Annotated in this window: 20 protein-coding genes; 10 read left to right on the top strand and 10 right to left on the bottom strand. The window is 63.3% G+C overall.

All coding sequences use genetic code 11. The features are described 5' to 3' along the window. Entirely contained in the window at positions 1 to 1,440 is a 1,440-nt protein-coding gene (locus ACL9RJ_RS12525) for a cytochrome ubiquinol oxidase subunit I (RefSeq protein WP_177062936.1), read from the bottom strand. Between the two features lie 352 nt (positions 1,441 to 1,792). Here ACL9RJ_RS12525 and ACL9RJ_RS12530 point away from each other — a divergent pair, with 352 nt between their 5' ends. Beyond that, on the top strand, positions 1,793 to 3,040 hold the full coding sequence (locus ACL9RJ_RS12530; protein WP_178963024.1) for an MFS transporter: 1,248 nt from the start codon (positions 1,793 to 1,795) through the stop codon (positions 3,038 to 3,040). A gap of 20 nt (positions 3,041 to 3,060) precedes the next feature. Here ACL9RJ_RS12530 and ACL9RJ_RS12535 read toward each other — a convergent pair whose 3' ends face one another. Then, positions 3,061 to 3,504, bottom strand: a complete 444-nt coding sequence (locus tag ACL9RJ_RS12535) for a DUF4879 domain-containing protein (RefSeq protein ID WP_178963022.1) — start codon at positions 3,502 to 3,504, stop codon at positions 3,061 to 3,063. A 238-nt stretch (positions 3,505 to 3,742) separates the two neighbouring features. Here ACL9RJ_RS12535 and ACL9RJ_RS12540 point away from each other — a divergent pair, with 238 nt between their 5' ends. Both ACL9RJ_RS12540 and trmA read left to right on the top strand, forming a co-directional pair. Further along, positions 3,743 to 5,038, top strand: coding sequence for an NCS2 family permease (locus tag ACL9RJ_RS12540; RefSeq protein WP_178963020.1), 1,296 nt, complete (start codon positions 3,743 to 3,745; stop codon positions 5,036 to 5,038). Next, positions 5,035 to 6,114: a tRNA (uridine(54)-C5)-methyltransferase TrmA gene (gene trmA / locus ACL9RJ_RS12545; RefSeq protein WP_422765299.1), complete on the top strand. Its 1,080-nt coding sequence runs from the start codon at positions 5,035 to 5,037 to the stop codon at positions 6,112 to 6,114. The genes ACL9RJ_RS12540 and trmA overlap by 4 nt, the downstream gene beginning before the upstream one ends. A 107-nt stretch (positions 6,115 to 6,221) precedes the next feature. Here the strand turns inward: trmA and ACL9RJ_RS12550 are convergent, their stop codons facing one another. From ACL9RJ_RS12550 to ACL9RJ_RS12560, 3 genes are all read right to left on the bottom strand, one after another. Continuing rightward, positions 6,222 to 7,061 (bottom strand): amidohydrolase family protein, encoded by an 840-nt coding sequence (locus ACL9RJ_RS12550; RefSeq protein ID WP_017123411.1) that lies wholly within the window; start codon positions 7,059 to 7,061, stop codon positions 6,222 to 6,224. A gap of 146 nt (positions 7,062 to 7,207) precedes the next feature. Continuing rightward, entirely contained in the window at positions 7,208 to 8,491 is a 1,284-nt protein-coding gene (locus tag ACL9RJ_RS12555; RefSeq protein WP_017123410.1) for an MFS transporter, read from the bottom strand. 41 nt (positions 8,492 to 8,532) lie between these two features. Further along, complete coding sequence (locus tag ACL9RJ_RS12560; RefSeq protein ID WP_177118148.1) at positions 8,533 to 9,264, bottom strand: GntR family transcriptional regulator; 732 nt, start codon at positions 9,262 to 9,264, stop codon at positions 8,533 to 8,535. A gap of 270 nt (positions 9,265 to 9,534) precedes the next feature. Here ACL9RJ_RS12560 and aroQ point away from each other — a divergent pair, with 270 nt between their 5' ends. The 4 genes from aroQ to ACL9RJ_RS12580 all read left to right on the top strand — a co-directional run bounded on the left by aroQ (position 9,535) and on the right by ACL9RJ_RS12580 (position 12,510). Continuing rightward, a complete protein-coding gene (gene aroQ, locus ACL9RJ_RS12565) occupies positions 9,535 to 9,975 on the top strand; it encodes a type II 3-dehydroquinate dehydratase (RefSeq protein ID WP_017123408.1) in 441 nt (146 codons plus the stop codon). A 5-nt stretch (positions 9,976 to 9,980) separates the two neighbouring features. Then, positions 9,981 to 10,835 (top strand): shikimate dehydrogenase, encoded by an 855-nt coding sequence (locus ACL9RJ_RS12570; RefSeq protein WP_177118147.1) that lies wholly within the window; start codon positions 9,981 to 9,983, stop codon positions 10,833 to 10,835. A gap of 125 nt (positions 10,836 to 10,960) precedes the next feature. Next, a complete protein-coding gene (locus ACL9RJ_RS12575) occupies positions 10,961 to 11,305 on the top strand; it encodes a hypothetical protein (protein ID WP_017123406.1) in 345 nt (114 codons plus the stop codon). Next, complete coding sequence (locus tag ACL9RJ_RS12580; RefSeq protein WP_177118146.1) at positions 11,305 to 12,510, top strand: type II toxin-antitoxin system HipA family toxin; 1,206 nt, start codon at positions 11,305 to 11,307, stop codon at positions 12,508 to 12,510. Before ACL9RJ_RS12575 ends, ACL9RJ_RS12580 begins: the two co-directional genes overlap by 1 nt. A 35-nt stretch (positions 12,511 to 12,545) precedes the next feature. Here ACL9RJ_RS12580 and ACL9RJ_RS12585 read toward each other — a convergent pair whose 3' ends face one another. Together ACL9RJ_RS12585 and quiC are read right to left on the bottom strand one after the other, a co-directional pair. Beyond that, a complete protein-coding gene (locus ACL9RJ_RS12585) occupies positions 12,546 to 13,229 on the bottom strand; it encodes a TetR/AcrR family transcriptional regulator (RefSeq protein ID WP_017123404.1) in 684 nt (227 codons plus the stop codon). A gap of 105 nt (positions 13,230 to 13,334) precedes the next feature. Continuing rightward, a complete protein-coding gene (gene quiC, locus ACL9RJ_RS12590) occupies positions 13,335 to 15,245 on the bottom strand; it encodes a 3-dehydroshikimate dehydratase QuiC (protein ID WP_422765300.1) in 1,911 nt (636 codons plus the stop codon). A gap of 442 nt (positions 15,246 to 15,687) precedes the next feature. On the opposite strand from quiC, the gene ACL9RJ_RS12595 reads away from it, so the two are divergent. Further along, positions 15,688 to 16,944, top strand: a complete 1,257-nt coding sequence (locus ACL9RJ_RS12595; RefSeq protein ID WP_244861917.1) for an MFS transporter — start codon at positions 15,688 to 15,690, stop codon at positions 16,942 to 16,944. Positions 16,945 to 17,118: 174 nt separating this feature from the next. Here ACL9RJ_RS12595 and pcaG read toward each other — a convergent pair whose 3' ends face one another. The 3 genes from pcaG to pcaQ all read right to left on the bottom strand — a co-directional run bounded on the left by pcaG (position 17,119) and on the right by pcaQ (position 19,511). After that, the gene (pcaG, locus tag ACL9RJ_RS12600; RefSeq protein WP_422765301.1) at positions 17,119 to 17,721 is read right to left on the bottom strand and encodes a protocatechuate 3,4-dioxygenase subunit alpha; all 603 of its coding nucleotides are present in this window, start codon (positions 17,719 to 17,721) and stop codon (positions 17,119 to 17,121) included. A gap of 11 nt (positions 17,722 to 17,732) precedes the next feature. Beyond that, a complete protein-coding gene (pcaH, locus tag ACL9RJ_RS12605; RefSeq protein WP_017123400.1) occupies positions 17,733 to 18,452 on the bottom strand; it encodes a protocatechuate 3,4-dioxygenase subunit beta in 720 nt (239 codons plus the stop codon). Between the two features lie 129 nt (positions 18,453 to 18,581). Continuing rightward, positions 18,582 to 19,511, bottom strand: coding sequence for a pca operon transcription factor PcaQ (gene pcaQ, locus ACL9RJ_RS12610; protein ID WP_017123399.1), 930 nt, complete (start codon positions 19,509 to 19,511; stop codon positions 18,582 to 18,584). Between the two features lie 192 nt (positions 19,512 to 19,703). Between pcaQ and ypfJ the strand changes: the two genes are divergently transcribed. Continuing rightward, positions 19,704 to 20,597 (top strand): KPN_02809 family neutral zinc metallopeptidase, encoded by an 894-nt coding sequence (gene ypfJ / locus ACL9RJ_RS12615; RefSeq protein WP_042934211.1) that lies wholly within the window; start codon positions 19,704 to 19,706, stop codon positions 20,595 to 20,597. Beyond that, a complete protein-coding gene (locus ACL9RJ_RS12620; RefSeq protein ID WP_017123397.1) occupies positions 20,598 to 21,587 on the top strand; it encodes an alpha/beta hydrolase in 990 nt (329 codons plus the stop codon). Positions 21,588 to 21,605 lie beyond the last annotated feature (18 nt).

A 21,605-nucleotide genomic window follows, 5' to 3' on the forward strand; every position in this document is an offset into this window, starting at 1 on the left:
TCAGTTCCCCTTGTTCAGGCTGTCGCCGTGGCCGTTTTCACCGCCGTCATCGGCAGCGGAAAGCGGACGGGCCGGTGTACGTTGCTGACCGGGACCACCGTGGTTCGGCTCGGCGCCTTCGTTGATCTTCGGCCCTTTGCGCACCAGGCGCATCATGTAGCCCAGGCCCACGCCGAACAGCGAGAAATACACCACGACAAATAGTGTCAGCGTGATGCTCATCTGCACCAGGCTATGCCCGGAGGACGCATCCGCCGTGCGCATCAGGCCGTAGACCACCCAGGGTTGGCGGCCGATTTCCGTAGTGAACCAGCCCGCCAGGATCGCGATCAGGCCGGACGGGCCCATCCACAGGGCCAGGCGCAGGAACAGGCGGTTCTCGTAAAGGCGGTCGCGCTTGCGCAGCCACAGGCTCCACAGGCCGGTGAAGATCATCAGGAAGCCGAGGCCGACCATCACGCGGAACGACCAGAACACAATGGTCGAATTCGGCCGGTCCTCTGGCGGGAACTCCTTGAGCGCCGGCACCTGCTTGTCCAGCGAGTGGGTCAGGATCAGGCTGCCCAGGTAGGGAATTTCCACGGCGAATTTGGTCTTCTCCGCCTTCATGTCCGGCCAACCGAAGAGAATCAGCGGGGTCGGCTCGTTGCCGACGTTCTCCCAGTGACCTTCGATGGCGGCGATTTTCGCCGGTTGGTGCTTGAGGGTATTGAGGCCATGGAAATCACCGATCACCGCCTGGATCGGCGCCACGATCAGCGCCATCCACATGGCCATCGACAGCATGGTGCGGATCGCCGGGTTATCCCGGCCACGCAACAGGTGCCAGGCCGCCGAGGAACCGACGAAGAACGCCGTCGCGACAAACGCGGCCGTGGCCATGTGCATCAGGCGGTAAGGGAAGGACGGGTTGAACACCACCGCCAGCCAGTCCACCGGGATCACCCGGCCATCGATGATTTCGTAGCCCTGGGGCGTCTGCATCCAGCTGTTGGACGACAGGATCCAAAAGGTCGAAATCAAGGTGCCGATTGCCACCATCACCGTGGAGAAGAAGTGCAGTCCGCGGCCGACCTTGTTCCAGCCGAACAGCATGACGCCGAGGAAACCGGCTTCGAGGAAGAACGCCGTCAGTACCTCGTAGGTCAGCAACGGCCCGGTGACCGCGCCGGCGAAGTCCGAGAAACGACTCCAGTTGGTGCCGAACTGGTACGCCATGACCAGGCCGGAAACCACCCCCATGCCGAAGTTGACGGCAAAGATCTTCGACCAGAAATGATACAGATCGCGGTACGTATCGTTGCGCGTCTTCAGCCACAACCCTTCGAGCACCGCCAGGTAGCTCGCCAGGCCAATGGTGATGGCCGGGAACAGGATATGGAATGAAATGGTGAACGCGAACTGGATTCGGGCGAGATCAAGTGCCTCCAAACCGAACATAAGTCTTCCTCTGTCAGGTAATACCGGCTGCCGACCTGGAGGCCTGCACCCACTGCCCCCACGGATATGGAGTGTGGCGAATTCGAATTCGTTCTTTTAAACCATCGCGACGCAGGGAGTCGGATCCAGATCGGCGCCGCAAAGGGAAGTGACCTGGATCAATCAACGATAAAAGAGTAGTCCCATTCCGACGACCGGGTTATGTGGTCTTTTGCCGCGTGACAGGTTGCCTCAGGTGCAGATTTCATCTGATCCGCAAAAAACGGGCGAAGGGAAAAACACCGACAGCTCAGCAACTTTTTGTTACATGGGGATGATAATCTGCCCTACCCCCTGCCCAGGCGAGTCCCCGATGCCCACCGAGACGCCGTTGTTGCTGCGCCATCACCGCCCTTTCCTCGCTTTCTGGCTGGCCCGGATCTTTACCGCCAGCAGCTTCCAGATGCTCACCGTGGCCATTGGCTGGAACCTCTATCAATTGACCGGCAACGTGCTCGACCTGGGCCTGGTAGGGCTGGTGGAGTTCGCCCCACGCGTACTGTTCATGCTGCACACCGGGCATGTCGCCGATCGTTATGACCGGCGTAAGGTCGCGGCGCTGTGCCAGACCCTGCAGGCCCTGATCGCCCTGAGCCTGGCCATCGGCGGCGCGACGAATCACGTGACCCGGGAGATGATCTTTATCCTGGCCTTCCTGCTCGGTGCCGCCCGCTCCTTCGAGATGCCCACCACCCAGGCGCTGTTGCCTTCCATCGTGCCGCCGGCGCTGTTCCCCCGCGCGGTGGCGGCCGCACAGTCGGCGCAGCAACTGGCGACCATTGTCGCCCCGGCCCTCGGTGGCCTGCTGTACGCCTTTGGCAGTGTCTGGGTCTACGGTCCGACCGTCGCCCTGTATGTGATCGCCTGCCTGCTGATGCTCAATCTGCCGGCACGCCAGACGCCACTGAACAAGGGCAAGGCGACCCTCGACTCACTGCTGGCGGGGATTCGTTTCATTCGCAGCCGCCCGGACATTCTCGGGGCCATCTCCCTGGACCTGTTCGCGGTGCTGCTGGGTGGCGCGACCGCCCTGCTGCCGGTGTTCGCCAAGGACATCCTGCTGACCGGCGCCTGGGGCCTGGGCCTGCTGCGTTCGGCACCGGCGGTCGGAGCGCTGCTGATGTCACTGTGGCTGGCGCGGTTTCCGATGGAGCGCAAGGTCGGCCGGGTCATGTTCACCGCCGTCGGGGTATTCGGCGTGGCGACCATCGCCTTCGGCCTGTCGACCTCATTCTGGTTTTCCCTGGCGGTATTGGTGATACTCGGCGCGGCGGACATGATCAGCATGGTGATCCGCTCATCGTTCGTGCAACTGGAAACCCCCGATGAGATGCGCGGTCGGGTCAGCGCGGTGAACGGCCTGTTCATCGGCGCGTCCAACCAGTTGGGCGAGTTCGAATCCGGGCTGACCGCCCACTGGTTCGGCACCGTGCCGGCGGTGGTCCTCGGCGGGGTCGGCACCCTGGTGGTCACCGGGACCTGGATGAAACTGTTCCCGACCCTGGCCAACCGTGACCGCATGCACGTCGAAAAGCGCGAGACCGTCGCGGCGGGCGGTTGATGCCGCCCTGATCGATCCTGTCAGTTGATCTCGATGGTCGCCGTCATCGTCTGCACCGGCATCGTCAGGGAGCGGTCACTGAAGCTGAAGGTGCCCTGCTGCTGCTCCTGCAGATCGTATATATAGCTGTAGCCGACCACCGCACCACCGTTGCAGGGCACGAACGGCTTGTTGAATTCACACAGGGAATTGCGTTGGCTGTAACTGAGCGGGGTGCCGTTGAACGTCGCCCCCGGTGCACGTCCATAGCCCAGCTCGACGACCGTAACCGTGATATTCGGCCCGCGATGAGCGATTTGCGTGCGTTTGCGACCGTCGGAAACATCCTCGACCACCCCCGCGGACGCCACCGTATAGATTGCCACCCCTTTCAGCGGTGCCGCCGGTGCCGCATGGGCCTGGCCGCCGGCCGATAGCAGCAGTGCACCGGCATACAGGGCCAGGCGATTGAGTACTTGTTTCATCATTTGTTCCCTAAGGCAATCCCCTTGTCTGCCGCAGAGTATGCCTCAGGCACGGATTTCGCAGTAGTTCGTGCCAGGCGGTCACGCGATGACCGCACCACCGCGCCCCATTCCCGCCACCGGCTGGTATGATGCGCGGCTTTTTCCCGCAGACGAATTTCATCAGGCCGCCAGAGTCTGTGCTTTGCTGTTGGGACCGATTCATTCAAGGCGCCGAACGCGCCATTGGGGAGCAGAGATGCTGGAAAGGCTGTTTCAACTCAAGGCACACAATACCAATGTGCGCACCGAGATTCTCGCGGGCGTCACGACCTTCCTGGCCATGGCCTACATCCTGTTCGTCAACCCGAGCATTCTCGGCGAAACCGGCATGGACAAGGGCGCGGTGTTCGTCGCGACCTGCCTGGCAGCCGCCATCGGCTCGACCGTGATGGGCCTGATCGCCAACTATCCGATCGCCCTCGCACCGGGCATGGGCCTGAACGCCTTCTTCACCTACACCGTGGTCCTGCACATGGGTCACACCTGGCAAGTGGCCCTGGGCGCGGTGTTCATCTCGGCGGTGTGCTTCTTCCTGCTGTCGATCTTCCGTATCCGCGAATGGATCATCAACAGCATCCCGCTGCCGCTGCGCTCGGCGATTGCCGCCGGTATCGGCCTGTTCCTGGCGCTGATCGCCCTGCACAACGCCGGTATCGTGGTCAGCAACCCGGCGACCATGGTCGGCCTCGGCGACCTCAAGCAGCCGGCACCGATCCTCGCCACCCTGGGCTTTGCCGTCATCGTCGCCCTGGACGCCCTGAAAGTCCGCGGCGCGGTGCTGATCGGTATCCTCGGCGTGACCATCGTCTCGATCCTGATGGGCTTCAGCCCGTTCGGCGGCATTATCTCGGCCCCGCCGTCGCTGGCGCCGACCTTCCTGCAGCTGGACATCAAGGGCGCCCTGGACATCGGCCTGGTCAGCGTGATCTTCGCCTTCCTGTTCGTCGACCTGTTCGACAACTCCGGTACCCTGATCGGCGTCGCCAAGCGCGCCGGGTTGATGGGCAAGGACGGCCACATGCCGAAAATGGGCCGCGCCCTGATCGCCGACAGCACCGCCGCCATGGCCGGTTCGCTGCTGGGCACCTCGACCACCACCAGCTACATCGAGTCGGCCGCGGGCGTCAGCGCCGGTGGCCGCACCGGCCTGACCGCCATCGTGGTCGCCGTGCTGTTCCTCCTGGCACTGTTCTTCGCCCCGCTGGCCGGCAGTGTCCCGGCTTTCGCCACCGCCCCGGCGCTGCTGTTCGTGGCCGTGCTGATGGCTTCGGGGCTGGCCGAGATCAACTGGGATGACGTCACCGAGGCGGCGCCGGTGGTCATCACCGCCCTGGCCATGCCGTTCACCTATTCCATCGCCAACGGCATCGCGTTCGGCTTCATTGCCTGGACCGCGATCAAGCTGCTGTCTGGCCGCGCACGCGAGCTGAACCCGGCGCTGGTGATTCTGTCGATTCTGTTTGTGATCAAGTTGGGTTGGTTCAACGCATGACTTTTGATTCCTCGACCTACGCCGTCCAGCTCAACGACAAGGTCGCGCGCCTGCGCGACCTGCTGGCGCCGTTCGCTGCACCCGAACCGCAAGTGTTCGACTCGCCGCTGCAGCATTTCCGCCTGCGCGCCGAATTCCGCCTGTGGCGCGAAGCCGGCGAACGCCACTACGCGATGTTTTCCCAGGACGACAAGCGCACGCCGATCCTGATCGAAGAATTTCCCATCGCCAGCCTGCGCATCAATGAACTGATGCCTCGGCTCAAGGCGGCCTGGCAAGCCAGCGCGCCCCTGAGCCACAAGCTGTTCCAGGTGGAGTTCCTGACCACCCTGGCCGGCGATGCGATGATCACCCTGTGCTATCACCGCCCGCTGGACGAGCACTGGCAAACCGCTGCCGAACAACTCGCCGCCGACCTGGGCGTGAGCATCATCGGTCGCTCCAAGGGCAAGCGCGTGGTGATCGGTCATGACTACGTAGTGGAGAAGTTCGAGATTGCCGGTCGTACCTTCAGCTACCGGCAACCGGAAGGTGCCTTCACCCAGCCCAACGGCACGGTGAACCAGAAGATGCTCAACTGGGCCTATGAGGCACTGGGCGAGCGCACCGACGACCTGCTGGAGCTGTACTGCGGCAACGGCAACTTCACCCTGCCGCTGGCGACACGGGTACGCAAGGTGCTGGCGACCGAGATCAGCAAGACCTCGGTCAATGCCGCCCTGAGCAACCTCGACGAGAACGCCGTGGACACCGTCACCCTGGTGCGCCTGTCCGCCGAGGAACTGACCGAGGCCTTGAATGAAGTGCGGCCATTCCGCCGCTTGCATGGTATCGACCTGAAGAGCTACGAGTTCGGCAGCGTGTTCGTCGACCCGCCGCGCGCCGGCATGGACCCGGACACCTGCGAACTGACCCGGCGCTTCGACAATATCCTGTACATCTCCTGCAACCCCGAGACCCTGGCGGCGAATATCGCGCAACTGCACGACACCCACCGCATCGAACGCTGTGCGCTGTTCGATCAGTTCCCCTGGACCCACCATATGGAATCCGGGGTCCTGCTGACCCGCCGCTGAAACCGCGCAACAGACAAGCCTGTGTGGGAGCGGGCTTGCCCGCGAAGAACGCCGGCGCGCAAGACCTGATACACCGCGTGGCGTCCTTCGCGGGCGCCAACCGCCACTCAGTCCGTCACAAACCCGAACAGCTGCGCCGCCGTGTCGCACAGCAGATGCTGGCGCAGCGGCGCGGCGCAGGCCAGGCGGCGCAGGCGGTCGAATTCGGAGGCGAAATTCACGTCCTGCTCATGCTGGGTATGGGGCCAGTCGCTGCCCCACAGCAACCGGTCCGGCCCTACGCTCTGCAACATCTGCGACAAGGCCTTCTCGGCGAAATGCAGGTTTTCCATCGGTGTGCCACCCAGCCGATAGATCGCCGAGACCTTGATCCACAACCGCCCGCTTTCCCCCAGCGCCAGCAGGCGGGCAAAGGCCGGCTGCTCGACCCCGAGCCGCGAATCGGGACGGCCGAAATGATCGACCACCACCCGGCAACCGTGCGCCAGCAACGGCTGGATCAACGCCGGCAGGTCTTCCAGTTGACGATGCACTTCGACATGCCAGTCCAGGCGGCGCAAGTGCTGAAAAAACACCTGCCACGACGCCTCGGCAAAGTCCGGCAGCGGCTGCCCCATCAGGTTCAGGCGCACGCCCGCAACACCGAGTCCGGCCATGCGCCGCAGTTCCTCGAAGGCAATGTCGCGCTCGACCACCACTACCCCCCGCAACCGCTCGGGCGCCTGCTGCAGCGCCGCCAGCAGATAGCGGTTGTCGGTCCCGAGGAAACTCGGCTGCACCAGCACGCCGTGGCTCAGGCCGTTTTCCTGCAAGCGCGCCAGGTAGTCGGCCAGGGTGGCGTCGTAGTCCGGCGCATAACGGCGCGCGGCCGCCAACCCCAGGCCGCGCTCGAAAACATGGGCATGGGCATCGATGCCGCTAATCGGCAATGGGCAAATCTCGGACATGGAACTCATCTATGGAAAGGTGAATACAGGCCCTGTGGGAGCCGGCTTGCCGTCGGTGGTGGCCGATCAGGCGATGCAAGGCTCACGGCCCTCATCGCAGGCAATCGAGCGTCGACCGGCCGCTCCCACAAGGTTTCGTGACGCTCTCAGGATAACTGGCGGGCATCAGCGCGCCTGATCGGTGGCGCATCCGGCGCGGCCCCCTGCAAGTTGCGGCCTTTGGTTTCCGGCAAGGCCAGCGCCGCGAGCACCGCGACGCCATAGGCGATCCCGGCGTCGATGCCGATGGCCGAACCCAGGGACATCGACTCGCTCATATGCCCGACCATGAACGGGAACACCGCCGACAGCACCCGGCCGAAGTTGTAGCAGAAGCCCACGCCCGCGCCGCGCACATCGGCCGGGTACAGCTCATTGAAGAAGGAGCCGAGGCTGGCCGGAATCCCGGCGGCGAAGAAGCCCAGGGGGAAGCCGAGGAACAGCATCTGGGTATTGCTCAGCGGCAGGAACAGGTAGCACTGCACCGTGACCACGCAACAGAAGGCAAAGAGGATGATGTTCTTGCGCCGGCCGATACGATCCAGCAACAGGCCACTGACGATACAGCCGAACCAGAACGCGACGATGATCACCGCCAGGTAGCCGCCGGAGCTGAGTACCGAGAGGTTGCGTTCGGTCTTGAGAAAGGTCGGCAACCAGGTCATCACCGCGTGGTAACCGCCGTGGGCGCCCAGGCCGAGGATGCCGCCCAGCAGCGTGACCCGCAGCAGCTCGGGACGGAAGATCCCCGCCATCGACGCCAGCAGGCCGCGCCCTTCGGCCTTGGCCTGGCGTTGCGTGCCGTCCGGCTCGACCACGCTGCGGCGCACATAGATCACCAGCAGCGCCGGCAGCAACCCCACCAGGAACATCACGCGCCAGGCCATGGCCTCGGGTACGAAGGTGTAGATCAGGGTGAAGACCCCGACCGCCGCGCCCCAGCCGATCGCCCAGGCACTCTGCACCGCGCCCATGACCTTGCCGCGATAGCGGGCCTGGATGGTTTCCGCCATCAGCACCGCGCCCGCCGCCCACTCGCCACCGATACCGAAGCCCTGCAATGCCTTGACCACCAGCAACTGGTTGAACCCGGTGACAAAGGCCGAGAGAAAGGTGAACAGCGAGAACCAGAGGATCATCCATTGCAGGGTGCGTACCCGGCCGTAGCGGTCGGACAGCGTGCCGCCGAGCCAGCCGCCGATGGCCGAGGTGATCAGGGTCACGCCGCTGACCAGCCCGGCGTCGCCCTTGCTCAGGGCGAAGGCGGCAATCAGCGCCGGGATTGCCAGGCCGAACATCTGCACTTCCAGGGCATCCAGGGACCAGCCGCCGAAGCAGGCCCAGAACGTCTTGCGCTCCCGCGAAGTGATGTCGCGATACCAACTGAACATGATTTCTTATCCTTATAGGTGAACAGGAAGCCGGTCGGGGCTCAGCGGATCTCGACGCTGTAGCGGAAGTGGCTGGCATGGCCACGGGAACGCCGCCACTCCAGCGGTCGGCCGGCGTAGTCACGGGCCAGTCGCTCGATCACCACCACTGGGCTGTCGGGCTCGATCTGCAACAGTCGCGCATGCACCTCGCCCACGGCTTCGGCGGTGAGGGTCTCTTCGGCACAGGCGACCACCTGGCCGCACAGCGCTTCGTAGATCGGATAAAGCAGCGGCCCCTGGCGGTCCAGGTCGACCGTTAGCAGGGCCTGGAACGGCGCTTGCGGCAGCCAGATTTCCTCGGCCAGCAGCGGTGTGCCTTCCAGCAACCGCAGGCGGACCAGACGGATCACTTCGGCCTCGGGCGGCAGCCCCAGTGCCTGGCTGACGGCGGAAGGTGCGGGCAGGGAATCGACGGTGAGGATCCGGCTTTCCGGCATCTGCCGTTCACCGGCCAGGCTCTGGAAGCGGAAAAAGCGGAACAGCGAAGACTGGAACTGCGGGCGGCGGATAAAGGTGCCGCGACCCTGCTGGCGTTCGAGGATGCCTTCCTCCACCAGCTTGTCGATGGCCTTGCGCACGGTGCCGATGGACAGCTGGTACTCGCCGGCCAGTACGGCTTCGGTGGGAATCGCTTCGCCCGGACGCCAGCGGTTGTTGGCAATCTGCCGGGCCAGCTCGTCGCGCAGGCGTTGATAGAGCGGAAGACGTTCATCGCTGGAAAGTGTGTCCATTTTTGTAGTTATCCAGTCATCTATATGAATTTTCCCGAGTATTCTCCTTGAACGAGACAGCGTCAAGTCACAGACCGATCACTGGTCGTCATCGCCCCATGCCTTTGCCCTCCCCAACCCGACACTGTTCGTTGATCGAACACTAAAGCACGCGGTTTGCGCCGGGTTGCTTGCTGGCATTTGACTTGGATTAACCAGTTAGTACATTTTATCCAGACAGACCCGAATGCCTTGCGGTCGACGCCAAGAACAACAACGGAGACTCCCCTGATGCCGCCTATCGTGCTGGTGCTCAACGGCCCCAACCTGAACCTGCTCGGAACCCGCGAGCCGGCCACCTACGGCCATGAAACCCTGGCGGACATTTCCGCCTTGTGCGGTCGTACCGCCACCGAGTTGGGCCTGACCGTGGAATTTCGCCAGACCAACCATGAAGGCGAACTGCTGGACTGGATCCACGCGGCGCGCGGGCGTTGCGCCGGGATCATCATCAACCCGGCCGCCTGGACCCACACCTCGGTAGCGATCCGCGATGCACTGGTGGCCAGCGAGTTGCCGGTGATCGAAGTGCATCTGTCCAACGTCCATGCCCGCGAACCGTTCCGCCATCACTCGTTCGTCTCATCCATCGCCAAGGCGGTGATGTGTGGCTTCGGCAGCCACGGTTATCGCCTGGCGCTGGACTATTTCAGCCAGACATTGAAGGGGTGAGCGCAATGTCCCGGAGCAATAGCACCAGCGTACTGGCCGGACTGATCGGCGCCGGTATCCAGGGTTCGCGCACGCCCGCCCTGCATGAGCACGAAGGCGATGCCCAGGGCTTGCGTTACCTGTATCGGCTGATCGACCTGGATCAGCTGCAACTGGGCATCGATGCCCTGCCCGACCTGTTGCTGGCCGCCGAGCGCATGGCATTCACAGGCCTGAACATCACCTTTCCCTGCAAGCAGGCGATCATTCCGTTGCTCGACGAATTGTCCCCCGAGGCACGAGGGATTGGCGCGGTGAATACCGTGGTGCTCAAGGACGGCAAGCGGGTGGGCCACAACACCGACTGCCTGGGTTTCGCCGAAGGCTTTCGGCGCGGGCTCGAGGGCGTCGCGGTGGAACACGTGGTGCAGATGGGTGCCGGCGGCGCGGGGGCGGCGGTGGCTCATGCGTTGCTCGCCGAAGGTGTGCGGCAACTGACGATATTCGATGTCGACAGCGACCGTGCGCGAAGCCTGGCGGACAACCTCAACCGGCATTTCGATGGCGGCCGGGCCAGGGCCGGAAGCGACCTGGCCGCCGCCATGGCCCGTGCCGACGGCCTGGTGAATACCACCCCCATGGGCATGGTCAAGCTGCCCGGCATGCCGGTCCCGCTGGAACTGCTGCGGGCGGCACTGTGGGTCGCGGAGATCGTCTACTTCCCCCTGGAAACCGAACTGCTGCGCAACGCCCGCGCCCTGGGTTGCCGCACGCTCGATGGCGGCACCATGGCCGTGTTCCAGGCGGTGAAGGCGTTCGAACTGTTCAGTGGCCTGACGCCGGATGCGCAGCGGATGGTGGAGCACTTTCAGCGTCTATAAGGCTCACCGTGATGAGTCTTATCCTGCATAAGACTCACAAAATTGAGCCTTATAATAAAACGTCTTTCTCATAAGACGTGCTACAGTGAGTCTTATCAAAGGTAAGGCTCATCCTGGTAAGTGTTATGAAGGCATTCTTTCCGGTCGGCTGTAGCGATACCCTCAGTAAAATCGGGCTACTGGTGAAAGCCAGACGCCTGGATCTGGGCCTGCGCCAGTCAGACTTCAGATCCAGCCTCGGGATCTCCGAGCATACGCTGCGCAAGATCGAGAATGGCTCGGAGTTGGTGGACCTCAGGTCCTTCATGCTGGTGCTCTGGCGCCTGGGCATCAACGAGATGATTTTCGGTTCACTGGAGGGGATCGAAGGCACCTCGCAAATCACACGATACGTCACGGACGAGGACAATCATGCGAGCCTGGCCTCGAGACGTGTTCGCCTGTCCAAACCCAAGGCGGAGGATTTCTGATGTCCCGCGCCTATATCTATATGGAACACCCGCAGACAGGTGAAGTCGTCACCCTGGGTCGACTGACGCTCCAGGGCAAGGTCGGCGAATTTCTATATGCCCCCGACTACGTGGCCAGCAATGGCTGGGTCCCCGACCCCATCAACTATCCGCTGCGCGCCGAAGCCTATACCGGCATCACCAAGAATCGCGGCATCCCGGGTTTTATCAACGATGCCATGCCGGACGGCTGGGGCGAGCGTCTGCTTCACCGTGCCTATGGCCAGGAACTGACCACCCTCGACTTCCTGCTCAAGTCACCGAACAACGACCGTATTGGCAACCTGATGGTCGGGCGATCCGCCTCTCCAGCGCCAGGTCTCGGCTCTGAGCCCGCGCCGACATTAAGAGGCCTGGCAAAATTCGTCGAGGCATGCGAAGCGGTCTATGACAGCCAACTGGATCAGGAGTCGGTCTCGATACTGAACCTGCGCCAACAGCGTTCTTCACTGGGCGGCGCCCGCCCGAAGCGTACCCTGCAGGATCACGGTATGCTGATCCTGGCCAAACCCCGAGACCGCTTTGATCAGTACGACCTGCCGGCTGTCGAATACGCGTGCATGACCTTTGCCGCCTCCAAGGGCCTGAATGTCGCCCGCACGGCCCTGCACGCCGAAACCCCGTCCACGCTCTTGGTGGAACGCTTCGATCGGACACCGCTGGCCGAGGGCGGCAGTCGCCTCCCCATGCTCAGCGCGCTCACCTTGCTCGACGCCGAGTGGATGACCCAGCATGACTGGCGCTATGCGGGTGTCGCCGATGAGATGCGCCGCCGTGGCGTTCCCGACAAAGATCTGCAGGAGCTGTTCAAGCGCATGTGCTACAACGCACTGGTCGGCAACAGCGACGACCACCCGCGCAACCACGCCATTATCTGGACCGCAGGCCAATGGCGTCTCTCGCCGATGTACGACGTGCTGCCCATTCTCGATGAAGGCCCCGCCCAGACGCTGGCCATGGCTGTCGGTCGTGAAGGAGCCCAGATCAGCCGCCGCAACCTGCTCAGCCATCATGAGCACTTCGCGCTTGCCCGAGAACAGGCCGAGCAGGTGCTGGATGAAGTGATCGGCTGGGAGCAGGAACTTAAGGAATACTACGGCAGGTGGCTACAAGGGGCAGAGTTGCAGATGGCGCAGGAGGCGACGAGCGCCGCACGGATGCGATAGCCGTAGGAGCAGCGCCCGCCCGTCCGGACAATCGATCAAGCCTGTAGGTACCTCAACACCGATTCGCAGATCATCTCCCGATGCCGCGCCTTGATCTGCTCGTCCGGCAGGTCGATCTGGAAGATCTCACCGATGGTGTGGCGGTTCGAGACCCGGTAGAAACAGAACGAACTCACCAACAGGTGCACGTCCAGCGGGTCCAGGCCGCTGCGGAACAGTCCCTGCTGCGCGCCTCGTTGCAGGATCTCGCCCAGCGCGCCGAGGATGGTGACGTTCATCGAGCGGATCGCCCGGGACTGCTTGACGTACTCCCCCTTGTGGATGTTCTCGATGCTGACGATCCGTACGAAATCGACGTTGCGGTCATGGTGGTCGAAGGTGAACTCGACCATCCGCCGAATCGCTTCACGCGGTTCCAGTTCCGTCAGGTGCAGGCGGCTCTCGGTGCTGCGGATCTCGCCGTAGAGCTTCTCCAGAACCTCGACGTAGAGCTGTTCCTTGCTGCCGAAGTAGTAATAGATCATCCGCTTCGAGGTGTGGGTCCGCTCGGCGATCGCATCGACCCGCGCACCGGAAAGGCCCTGCTGGACGAACTCGACAATCGCTTCCTGGAGGATGTTCTCGCGGGTCTTCTCGGGATTGTTCTTGCGACTCTTGCGCGGCACGGCGGCGGGCAGGGACACGTCAGGCGCGGCGGGAAGTTCTGAAGTCATGGTCATTCTGGGCTCACGGCCTTCTCGGCAGATGCTGGCGATTATGGGCTGCGTCCCCCAGCGAAGGAAGCGGGGAGACAGGTCAATTCCCCACTCCCTCGCCCCAGAGCGCTAAAGCCGGGCCTGGCGCACGGCACCGCTACGGGATTTGGCCATCGCCGCCAGGCGCACCGCGACATTCGCCGCGCCATAGCCGGCGTAACCGCCCTTGCGTTGCAGGATTTCGAAGAAGAACCGCCCTTCGAACGGCTCGGTATAGACGTGGAACAGCTCGCCACCCTGGGCATCGCGGTCGTACAGCACGTTGTAGTAGGCCAGTTCGCTGAGGAATTCGTCGTCGAAATCGAAGCGCGCCGCCAGGTCGTCGTAATAGTTGAGGGGGATATCCAGCAACGCCACGCCCGCTTCTTTCGCCCGGCTGACCTCGGCGAAAATATCGTCGCAGTCAAAGGCGATATGGTGCACGCCGGAACCACGATAGCTCGACAGCGCATGGGAAATCGCCGTGTTGCGGTTCTCGGAAATATTCAGCGGCAGGCGGATCGAACTGCAGCGACTGCGCAGTGCCCGACTCTTCACCAGGCCATAGGGATCCGGCAGCACCACCTCGTCGTCGGCTTCGAAATCCAGCAGGCTCTTGTAGAACAGCACCCAGCTGTCGAGGCTGTCCGCGGGCAGCGCCATGGCCATGTGATCGATCCGCTTGAGACCGGCCCGCATCGGTGCGACGGGCAACAGGTTGAAATCGGTGGCATAGAGTTTCTGCCCGGCAGCCTCCTTGTCCACCAGATAGATCAGGCTGCCATCCGGCGCCCGCACCGCCGCCAGCTCCAGCTCGTTGGGACCGACTAGGCCGCGATAAGGCTGGCCCTTGTAGGCTATCGCCCGGGACAGCGCACTGGCGCTGTCGTTGACCCGGATCGCCGTGGCGCACAGGGACGGGCCATGGGCCTCGAAGAAGTTGTGGGCGAAGGAATAGGGTTCGCCATTGAGGATCAGGTTGATATCGCCCTGGCGCAACAAGCTGACGTTTTTCGAGCGATGCTGACCGGCGTGGACAAAGCCCAGGCGCTCCAGCCACTGGGTCAGCCGGGCACCGAGGGTTTCGTCCACGGCGAACTCGAGGAACTCGATACCCTCGTTTTCGCTGACCGGCGGCGGCGCGAACAGAGGGTCGAGAGTGGCGCTCGGTCCAGCCTCCCGGAGCAGGCGCTCGCGGGTTTTCTCTTCCAGGTACAACAGCGAACGCAGGCCATCGGCGGCATTCGCCCGGGGCGGCGCGGCACGGAAACCGTCGTTGAAGATCTCCAGGGACAGCGGCCCGGTGTAACCACTCTTGATGATCGGCGCGAGAAAGCCCGGCAGGTCGAATTCGCCTTGCCCCGGAAAGCAGCGAAAATGCCGGCTCCATTCCAGGACATCCATCGCCAGGATCGGCGCGTCGGCCATCTGCACGAAGAAGATCTTGTCGCCGGGAATCTGCGCGATGGCGTCCGGATCGCCCTTGAGCGCCAGGGTATGGAAGCTGTCGAGCAGCACGCCGAGGCTCGGGTGGTCGGCCTGGCGGACGATATCCCAGACCTGCTGGTAGGTGTTGACGTGCCGGCCCCAGGCCAGCGCCTCGTAGCCGATACGCAACCCACGGGCGCCGGCGCGTTCGGCCAGCAGGCGCAGGTCGTCGACCAGGATCTGCCGCTCGCCCAGGCTGTCGGCCGACGCATTGCTGCACACCAGCACCAGGTCGGTGCCCAGTTCCTGCATCAGGTCGAACTTGCGCTCGGCGCGCTCCAGGTTACGCGCCAGGCGGTCGCGGCGGCAGCCTTCGAAGTCGCGAAAGGGCTGGAACAGGGTGATGGCGATCCCCAGGTCCGCGCACATCTGGCGGATTTCCCGGGGGCTGCCGTCGTAGTACAGCAGATCGTTTTCAAAGATTTCCACGCCATCGAACCCGGCGGCGGCAATGGCCTCGAGTTTTTCCGGCAAGGTGCCGCTCAGGGAAACGGTGGCAATGGAACGCTGCATAAGTAGACTCCTGGCGGTGGTGTTTTTGTTGGATACCGCTCCAGCCCCGACAAAAGACGCCGGGGCAGTTGTGGGAGCGGGCTTGCCCGCAAAGGGCCCCTGGGATCGCTGGAAGCTGCGCGGGCAAGCCCGCCCCCACGGAGGAATCCCATCGCCCTCCGGCAACCGGATTGATTATTGAGGCAGGGCAAGCCGGACATCAATCAAAGTGTACGAACTGGTTAGTTTTGTGTGCGATTATCGACCACAATGGCCCACGGCGAATTGACGGTTTTTTGCTCACTGCGCACCATCAACCAGGCCAAGGCATTGCTTCAAACTGCAGAAACCCACCCAGACAATTCCAAGAAACGGGTAATCGCTCATGCTCTCGACTTCACAAAGCTCCCCTGCCACCCAGGGCGGCACTCGCGGCGGTATCGCCGACAAGATCCGCGGCGCCATGGCCGTCGGCACGACCCGCTGGGGCATGCTGGCCCTGGTGTTCTTCGCCACCACCCTGAACTACATCGACCGCGCCGCCCTCGGCGTCATGCAGCCCATCCTCGCCAAGGAAATGAGCTGGACTGCGATGGACTACGCCAACATCAACTTCTGGTTCCAGGTCGGTTACGCCGTCGGTTTCGTCCTGCAGGGGCGGTTGATCGACAAGATCGGCGTGAAGCGCGTGTTCTTCTTCGCCGTGCTGCTGTGGAGCCTGGCGACCGGCGCCCACGGCCTGGCGACCTCGGCGGTGGGCTTCATGATCTGCCGGTTCATCCTCGGTCTGACCGAAGCCGCCAACTACCCGGCCTGCGTGAAGACCACCCGGCTGTGGTTTCCCGCCGGCGAGCGGGCGGTGGCCACCGGCATCTTCAATGCCGGGACCAACGTCGGCGCGATGTTCACGCCGATGCTGTTGCCCCTGGTCCTGCAGGTCTGGGGCTGGCAGGCGGCGTTCCTGTGCATGGCGGCGCTGGGCGGCATCTGGCTGCTGTTCTGGGGCCTGAAGTATTTCAACCCGGAAGATCATCCATCGGTGAAACCGGCTGAACTGGCGTATATCCAGAAGGAAGTCGAACCGGAACAGCCCGCCGTACCCTTCTCGCGGATCCTGCGCATGCGCGGCACCTGGGCGTTTGCCCTGGCTTACTCGCTGACCGCGCCGGTGTTCTGGTTCTACCTGTACTGGCTGCCACCCTTCCTCAACCAGCAGTACAACCTGGGCATCAGCGTGACGCAGATGGGCATTCCGCTGATCATCATCTACCTGACCGCCGACTTCGGCAGCGTCGGCGGCGGCATCCTCTCGTCGTTCCTGATCGGTCGCGGAATCAACCCGATCCGTGCCCGCCTGCTGTCGATGCTGCTGTTCGCCTGCTGCATCGTCGGCGTGATACTGGCCGCCGGTTCCAGCCACCTGTGGGTCGCCGTGGGTGCGATCTCCCTGGCCATCGGCGCACACCAGGCCTGGACCGCGAACATCTGGAGCCTGGTGATGGACTACACCCCCAAGCACATGATGAGCACGGTGTTCGGTTTCGGCGGGATGTGCGCGGCCATCGGCGGCATGTTCATGACCCAGTTGGTCGGCTATATCCTGACCACCACGAACAACAACTACGCGGTACTGTTCACGCTGATCCCGGCGATGTATTTCCTGGCGTTGACCTGGATGTACTTCATGGCGCCGCGCAAGATTCCGAAGCTGGTCGATTGATCTCGCCGTGGCGAAGGTTGGGCAAGGCTTGCTGGCCTGTTCGCCGGCAAGCCCATCCCTGATCGTTCCCACGCTCCGCGTGGGAATGCAGCCCGTGACGCTCTGCGTCACAACAGCGGACGCGGAGCGTCCAGAGAAGCATTCCCACGCAGAGCGTGGGAACGATCATCGACGTTAGAAATCGAAAAACACCGTCTCGCCTTCACCCTGGATACGAATATCGAAACGGTAGGCCGTCTTGCCGTTCACTTCGCAGCGCTGGGCAATCAGGGTCTCCCGACGCTGCGGTTGCTCGATCAGGTTGATCACCGGGCATTTCGCGTTGGCCTCGGCCTCGTCGGAAAAGTACAGGCGGGTCTGCAGGTGGATATTGATCCCCCGGGCAAACAGCGAGACGTTGATATGCGGTGCCATCGGCACGCCGGCCGCATTCACCACGCCCGGCTTGATGGTCGCCAGCGTCCACTCCCCCGCATCGAAGGTGGTGGCCGTGCGGCCGAAGCTGTTGAAGGTTTTCTCGGAATCGAAGGCCGTGTCGTAGACCCCCTCGTGGTTGGCCTGCCAGAACTCCAGGAAGGAATCGCGCACCAGGTGGCCATTGCCGTCATAGACATTGCCGAGCAACAGGATATGTTCGCCGGGCGCTCCCGGCTTGGCCATTTCATTCCAGATTTCCTCCGGACGCGGCGGATTGCCGGCAGCCGCCAGCGCCAGGCCGATATGCACATAGGGACCGGCGGTCTGTGACGGGGTTTCGGCGAGCAATTGAACAGGCATGGTCGGTCTCCTCAGCAGTTTTCGAAGTGGGTCTTGCGCTGGCCGCGCAGCACGATGTCAAAGCGATACGCCAGGCAGTCCATCGGATTGGCATTGCCCATGTCGAGCCGGGCGATCAGGCTCTGCACCGCTTCGGCATTGGCAATCGACTTGACGATGGGGCACATCGGGATCAACGGATCGCCTTCGAAATACAACTGGGTGATCAATCGCGTGGCAATCGACGGGCCGCTGATGGACACATGGATATGTGCCGGACGCCAGTCGTTCGGGCCATTGCGCCATGGATAGGGCCCGGGCTTGACGGTGCGGAAGCTGTAGTAGCCGTCACGGTCGGTCAGCGCCCGGCCGACGCCGCCGAAATTCGGGTCCAGGGGCGCCAGGTAGCGGTCGTTCTTGTGCCGATAACGCCCGCCGGCATTGGCCTGCCAGATTTCCACCAGGGTGTGGGGAACCGGCTGGCCGTATTGATCGCAAACCCGACCGGCCAGGATGATGCGCTCGCCCACGGGCAAGCCGCCATTGTTGAAATTGAGCAGCAGGTCGTTATCGAAACGACCGAATTTCAGATGGGAAAAATCCGGACCGGTGCTTTCACTGGGCGATTGCGGAATGCTCACCAGCGCCTGGCGCGGGGAACGGGCAATGGACGTCTTGTAATCGGGGGTCAGGGCTTTGGGGTGCCAATTACGGTCACGGATGACAAAACGACTGCTGTCTGCTTCAGACATGTCGATCTCCTGTTGTTTTTATGGGGAAACGCAGCGGCAAGCTACAAGGAATGAATCACGCGCTTGCAGCGTGCCCCAACAGGGAACCGGCGGATATTGAAAAGCCGGGGCACAACCATAACCCAATGGTTATGGATAACGACCTTCGCGATACGCCTGCCCCACTTCCCGCAGCATCTCCACCGACCATTGCGCCGCCAGCGACAGCGGCAGGCTGGCATTGCTCGAAATGCCCACGGAACCACCCGGCTCGCGCTGGCCGAGATCGATCTCGCACAATTCGCCACGCGCCAGGTCCAGGCGCACGGCATCCAGCGGCGCGATCCACAGCGCCTCGCTGGACAGCACGTAACGCCGGCTCAAGGCCACCGACAGGGTTTCCAGGCGCTGCCGCGACTGGCGGATGCCGCACTGCACGAACAGGCTGTCGGCAAACTTGCGGATGGTGGTGCCCGCCAGCGGCAGGACCAACGGGAAGTTTTCCACGCTGGCGCGATCCGGCGCACCGCTCGACAGCGGATGATCGGGCCGCGCCACCAGGGTCATGGATTCACTGTACAGGTGCTCGAAGGTCAACCCCTGGATCTCCGGGCTGTCAGTCATGCGGCCAACCACCAGGTCGACATCGCCGACCCGCAATTGCGAGAGCAGGTAGGCGCTGGGCCCGGTCACCACACTGACCACCAGCGCCGGATGCCGTTCGTGCAGGCGCCGCACCACCTCCGGCATCAACAGGCTTTCCACCGTCGACAGCACGCCGAGCCGCACCACGCCAGCGGCGTACTCGCCCTCGCGCAGGGCCTGCACGCCTTCGCGCAGGGTCTGCACCGAAGGCCCGGCGTAACGCAGGAAGGCCACCCCGGCCTCGGTCAGGCTGATGCCGCTTTTGCTGCGCACGAACAGGCTGGTCTCCAGCAGCGTCTCGAGTTCCTTGAGGGTCTTCGACATCGCCGGCTGGCTCACCGCCAGGACATCCGCCGCCCGCGCCAGGCTGCCCTGGCGGGCCATTTCGAGAAAACACACGAGGTGGCGGAATTTGATACGGGTGTCGATATTCACGAGTGGGGCGGCTCCGCTGCGGTCGGGACATGCAGGTCAGGACAGACACAATTGTGTCCGATATTAGCCGTCAGCGGCGGCTTCTGAACCAAATCCCCTGGCTGACCTCTATCTGCATGGCCTGACGACCGGACTGGCGGCTATCCCACCCAGCAGCAACACTCATCTGCACAACAAACAGAGGATTCCCACATGCTTTGGAAAAAAGGAAGGCGCAGCGACAACGTGGTGGATGCTCGTGATGACAACAATGCTGGAGGTGGCGGACTGCGTTTCGGCGGCGGCAAGGGCTTGAGCCTGACAGCCGTGGTGCTGATTGTCGGCATCGGCTTGCTCACGGGCCAGGACCCGATGCAGATTCTCGGACAACTCAGCGGACAACTGACCCAGCAGCAATCGGCGCCCGTCAGCCCGCAAACCCGGCAGTCACCGCCGGCCAACGATGAGCAGGCGGATTTTGTCCGGGCCATTCTCGGCGATACCGAAGACACCTGGGGCCAGATCTTCCAGCAGGCCGGACGTCAATACAAGGAGCCGACCCTGGTGCTGTTCCGCGGCCAGGTCAGTTCCGCCTGTGGCCTGGCCTCCTCGGCCACCGGGCCGTTCTATTGCCCGGCGGACCAGCGGGTTTACCTCGACCTGGACTTCTTCCGCGAGATGTCCCAGCGCTTCAAGGCTGCCGGGGACTTTGCCCAGGCCTACGTGATCGCCCATGAAGTCGGCCATCACGTGCAGACCCTGCTCGGGGTCTCCGCCAAGATGCAGGCCGCCCGCCAGCAGGGGCGCAAGATGGAAGGCGACGGCGGCCTGCTGGTACGCCAGGAATTGCAGGCCGACTGCCTGGCCGGCGTCTGGGCCTGGCACGCGCAGAAACGCCTGAACTGGCTCGAGCCCGGCGATATCGAAGAAGCCTTGAATGCCGCCAACGCAATCGGTGATGATCGCCTCCAGCAGCAGGGTCAGGGACGCGTGGTGCCGGACTCCTTCACTCACGGCACCTCTGCTCAACGGGTGCGCTGGTTCAAGACCGGCTTCGCCCAGGGGCAACTCAACCAATGCGATACCTTCGCCGCCAAGAGTCTGTGAATGAACAAAACACTGCTGGGATCATTGTTGTGGGGTATGTGCGTCATCGGTGGCCAGGTCCAGGCCGCTGAACACGGGGTCAAGGAAGTCAGCCCCAATCATCTGAAGCTGTCGGCCGGCGAGTTGAGCGTCGGCCTCAATCGCGACTGGCAAGGGCCGATGCCCGATGTGCAGCGGGTGCTGATCATCGTCCACGGGCGGCTGCGCAATGCCATGACCTACCTCAACAGCGCCGAGACCGCCGCGAGCCAGGCCGGCCAGGACAGCAACACGCTGATCATCGCGCCGCAGTTCCTCAACGAAAGCGATGTACGACGCAATCACCTGCCGGACAACCTGCTGCGCTGGCAGGGCAATGACTGGATGGCCGGCGAGGCGTCCACCGGCCCTTCGCCAATGAGTTCCTATGCCGCGCTGGATGAAGTCCTGCAACGCCTGGGCAATCGGAAAAAGTTTCCGGCCCTGCGTGAAGTCGTGATTGCCGGGCACTCCGGCGGCGGCCAGGTGGTGCAGCGTTATGCGCTGGTGGGACACGGCGACGCGCAACTGGCCGGGAGCGGCATCAAGCTGCGGTATGTGATCGCCAACCCGTCGTCCTATGCCTGGTTCAGTGCCCAGCGACCGGTGGCGGGATTCAATCCATCGTCCTGCCCGGGCTTCAACGACTGGAAGTACGGCCTGCAGAACCTGCCGAGCTACGCCATGGGACAATCGCCGGCGCAGCTGGAACAGGCTTATGTGCAACGCTCTATCACCTACCTGTTGGGCCAGCAGGACACCGACCCGAACCATCCGGCGCTGGACAAGAGCTGCGGAGCGGAAGCCCAGGGCCCGTATCGGCTGATTCGCGGACACAACTATTTCGCCTACCTGCAGCAACGTCACCCGCAAGGGCTGGCGCAGACTCTGGTCGAGGTGCCCGGGGTCGGGCATAACGGCGACGGCATGTTCACTTCGCCACAGGGGCAGAAGGCGTTGTTCCAGCGTTAAAGGGCGGGGGATGTGCTG

The sequence above is a fragment of the Pseudomonas sp. Mn2068 genome, from assembly GCF_049319725.1.
GTDB lineage: Bacteria > Pseudomonadota > Gammaproteobacteria > Pseudomonadales > Pseudomonadaceae > Aquipseudomonas > Aquipseudomonas gingeri.

Excerpts from the sequence above, each read along its gene's own strand:
- ACL9RJ_RS12525 (WP_177062936.1), bottom strand. The coding sequence starts at position 1,440 with ATGTTCGGTTTGGAGGCACTTGATCTCGCCCGAATCCAGTTCGCGTTC.
- ACL9RJ_RS12530 (WP_178963024.1), top strand. The coding sequence starts at position 1,793 with ATGCCCACCGAGACGCCGTTGTTGCTGCGCCATCACCGCCCTTTCCTC.
- ACL9RJ_RS12535 (WP_178963022.1), bottom strand. The coding sequence starts at position 3,504 with ATGAAACAAGTACTCAATCGCCTGGCCCTGTATGCCGGTGCACTGCTG.
- ACL9RJ_RS12540 (WP_178963020.1), top strand. The coding sequence starts at position 3,743 with ATGCTGGAAAGGCTGTTTCAACTCAAGGCACACAATACCAATGTGCGC.
- trmA (WP_422765299.1), top strand. The coding sequence starts at position 5,035 with ATGACTTTTGATTCCTCGACCTACGCCGTCCAGCTCAACGACAAGGTC.
- ACL9RJ_RS12550 (WP_017123411.1), bottom strand. The coding sequence starts at position 7,061 with ATGTCCGAGATTTGCCCATTGCCGATTAGCGGCATCGATGCCCATGCC.
- ACL9RJ_RS12555 (WP_017123410.1), bottom strand. The coding sequence starts at position 8,491 with ATGTTCAGTTGGTATCGCGACATCACTTCGCGGGAGCGCAAGACGTTC.
- ACL9RJ_RS12560 (WP_177118148.1), bottom strand. The coding sequence starts at position 9,264 with ATGGACACACTTTCCAGCGATGAACGTCTTCCGCTCTATCAACGCCTG.
- aroQ (WP_017123408.1), top strand. The coding sequence starts at position 9,535 with ATGCCGCCTATCGTGCTGGTGCTCAACGGCCCCAACCTGAACCTGCTC.
- ACL9RJ_RS12570 (WP_177118147.1), top strand. The coding sequence starts at position 9,981 with ATGTCCCGGAGCAATAGCACCAGCGTACTGGCCGGACTGATCGGCGCC.
- ACL9RJ_RS12575 (WP_017123406.1), top strand. The coding sequence starts at position 10,961 with ATGAAGGCATTCTTTCCGGTCGGCTGTAGCGATACCCTCAGTAAAATC.
- ACL9RJ_RS12580 (WP_177118146.1), top strand. The coding sequence starts at position 11,305 with ATGTCCCGCGCCTATATCTATATGGAACACCCGCAGACAGGTGAAGTC.
- ACL9RJ_RS12585 (WP_017123404.1), bottom strand. The coding sequence starts at position 13,229 with ATGACCATGACTTCAGAACTTCCCGCCGCGCCTGACGTGTCCCTGCCC.
- quiC (WP_422765300.1), bottom strand. The coding sequence starts at position 15,245 with ATGCAGCGTTCCATTGCCACCGTTTCCCTGAGCGGCACCTTGCCGGAA.
- ACL9RJ_RS12595 (WP_244861917.1), top strand. The coding sequence starts at position 15,688 with ATGGCCGTCGGCACGACCCGCTGGGGCATGCTGGCCCTGGTGTTCTTC.
- pcaG (WP_422765301.1), bottom strand. The coding sequence starts at position 17,721 with ATGCCTGTTCAATTGCTCGCCGAAACCCCGTCACAGACCGCCGGTCCC.
- pcaH (WP_017123400.1), bottom strand. The coding sequence starts at position 18,452 with ATGTCTGAAGCAGACAGCAGTCGTTTTGTCATCCGTGACCGTAATTGG.
- ypfJ (WP_042934211.1), top strand. The coding sequence starts at position 19,704 with ATGCTTTGGAAAAAAGGAAGGCGCAGCGACAACGTGGTGGATGCTCGT.
- ACL9RJ_RS12620 (WP_017123397.1), top strand. The coding sequence starts at position 20,598 with ATGAACAAAACACTGCTGGGATCATTGTTGTGGGGTATGTGCGTCATC.